This window comes from Streptomyces sp. CO7 (genome assembly GCF_053474865.1).
On record NZ_JBRIOU010000003.1, the window covers coordinates 129,916 to 132,088 of the forward strand.

Annotated in this window: 3 protein-coding genes; 1 reads left to right on the forward strand and 2 read right to left on the reverse strand. The window is 74.4% G+C overall.

The window, feature by feature from the left end; all coding sequences use genetic code 11:
- Positions 1 to 84 precede the first annotated feature (84 nt).
- Together ACOV8S_RS10450 and ACOV8S_RS10455 are read right to left on the reverse strand one after the other, a co-directional pair.
- Entirely contained in the window at positions 85 to 423 is a 339-nt protein-coding gene (locus tag ACOV8S_RS10450) for a MazG-like family protein (protein ID WP_448317900.1), read from the reverse strand.
- Between the two features lie 19 nt (positions 424 to 442).
- On the reverse strand, positions 443 to 1,087 hold the full coding sequence (locus ACOV8S_RS10455; RefSeq protein WP_448317513.1) for a PhzF family phenazine biosynthesis protein: 645 nt from the start codon (positions 1,085 to 1,087) through the stop codon (positions 443 to 445).
- Between the two features lie 90 nt (positions 1,088 to 1,177).
- Between ACOV8S_RS10455 and ACOV8S_RS10460 the strand changes: the two genes are divergently transcribed.
- Complete coding sequence (locus tag ACOV8S_RS10460) at positions 1,178 to 2,137, forward strand: hypothetical protein (RefSeq protein WP_448317514.1); 960 nt, start codon at positions 1,178 to 1,180, stop codon at positions 2,135 to 2,137.
- The last annotated feature ends 36 nt before the right edge of the window (positions 2,138 to 2,173 follow it).

Consider the following 2,173-nt stretch of genomic DNA (forward strand, 5'->3'; position numbering starts at 1 on the left):
GTCCTGGCCGTCCTCGCCCACCTCGACGCCGCCTGAACCGGCGCCCGCCCGCTCCCGGCCGACCCCGGTGCTCGGCCGGGACGGTCAGGCGCCCTCCTGCGGGCGCCTCTTCCCCGCCTCGACGGCCTGGGACCGCCGGCGGACGCCCTCCACGTGGGCGGTGAACACCTCGCCCGCGTCCGGGGTGAGGATCCGCAGCGCCACCAGCGCGCTGAGCGCCACGTCGCACAGCTCGGCCCGGACGTCGTCCCAGTCGTGGGTGACGCCCTTGCGCGGGTTGTGCCCCATCGCGCCGATCACCGCCTGCGCCGTCTCGCCGACCTCCTCGGACAGCTTCAGCACCGCCAGCAGCACCTCCTGCTCGCGGGGCCGGGTGTTGTTCCGGTCGATCCAGGTCCACAGGTCCTCGACCGACTCCCACATCCGCTGCTCGTCCACGGGGTCAGCGCTCCAGAACGACGCGGCCGCCGATCTCCACCCAGCCGCCCGGCTGCGGCGCCGTCAGGATCTGCGAACCGGCGCCCTGGGTGATGTTCAGGGCGCGGCCCAGCTGCTGGGTGAGGAGCAGCGCGGCCGCGCCGGTCGCCTCGTCCTCGTCGATGCCGTCGTCCCGGCCGGGGAAGGCGCGGGCCCGGACGCGCCCCGCCGCCTCGTCCTCCCAGGCCCAGGCGTAGATCCACTCGCCCTTCTCCGGCACCTCGAGGGAGTCCACCTCGACGGCGGAGGCGTACTGCCGCAGGATCCGCGGCGGCGCCCACTCGGCGCGGGCCTCGATCCAGGTGAACTCGCCGTCCAGCCGGACCCCCACCTCGCCGGCGGCGGTGATCAGCTCGGGCAGGTCCAGCAGCCAGGCGGTGCCCACGCAGGGGTGGCCGGCGAACGGCAGCCGCAGCGTCGGGGTGTAGATGTCGATCACACCGCGCTCCGGGTCGTCGACGAACACCGTCTCGCTGAAGCCGAGTTCGGCGGCCATCGCCTGCCGTTCGGTCTCGCCGGGGATCTTCGAGCCGTCGCGGACCACGGCGAGTTCGTTGCCGTAGCCGCGCCCGGCGTCGCAGAAGACCCGGAGCACGTCGTAAGGAGTCACGTCGCGCATTCAAGCATCCCCCCGGTACCGCCCGGCGCGCCGCCCGGCACGGGTAGGGTGCGGCTGCGTAAGCCGGAAGGAGAAGGCGAGTTGAAGAGCACGAGGGGGCGTCGCGTCCTGCCGGCCGTCCTGGCCGCGCTGTCCCTGGCCCTGAGCGGGTGCGTCGTGGTGCACGGGGAGCGGGAGGTCCTGCCGGCCGCCACCCCGAAGGAGGCCGCCGGCGCGCTGCGGACGTTCACCGACGCCTACAACGCCGCCGACGAGGCGTACGACCGGAGCCTCGACGAGGACCGGGTCACCGGCGCGTTCGGCGCCATAGACGGCGCGCGGCTGAAGGCGCGCCACGCCAACCACCCCGACGGCAACGCGGCCCACGAGCCGCTCGAACTGAGCGACGCGCGCTACACCATCCCCGCCAAGGCGGGCTGGCCGCGCTGGTTCCTCGCGGACGCCCGGGGCAACAAGGGCGGCGACGCCCGCTGGATGCTGGTGTTCGTCAAGGAGCACGCGAAGGAGCCCTGGCAGGCGGCCTACCTGACGCTCCTGGACCCCGACGACGTGCCGGACTTCCGCAAGGACGAGGACGGCCACGCGGTGCCCGCGACGGCGGGCGACCAGCTGGCCCTTGCGCCGTCGAAGCTGAGCGAGGCGTACGCCGGCTACCTCGGCGAGGGCGGCGACGCCTTCGCCCAGGGGCCGCACACCAGCGTGGTGCGCGAGCAGCGGAAGCGCAACGAGAAGCGGCCCGGGCTGGTGCGGCAGTTCAAGGACGAGGCGCTCACCAAGGGCGACTACGCGCCGCTGGGGCTGCGCACCGCCGACGGCGGGGCGCTGGTGTTCTTCGCGACCCGGCACTTCGAGCGGCTGACGGCCGCGCCGGGCACGGAGATACCGGTGCAGAACGAGGACGTGCGGGCGCTGATCACCGGCGAGGTCGGCCAGACGCTCACCATGGAGTACGTCTCGCAGCAGGCGGTGCGGGTGCCGCGCAAGGGGCAGGCCGTCTTCCTGAGCCGGGTGCCGGGGCTCACCGCGGCGCGCGGGGAGTAGCCGCCGCCGCGGTGAGCCCCGGCACCCGGCTCAGGA

What these genes read in the sequence shown, in the direction of transcription:
- ACOV8S_RS10450 (WP_448317900.1), bottom strand. Translation starts at nt 423, where the DNA reads ATGTGGGAGTCGGTCGAGGACCTGTGGACCTGGATCGACCGGAACAAC.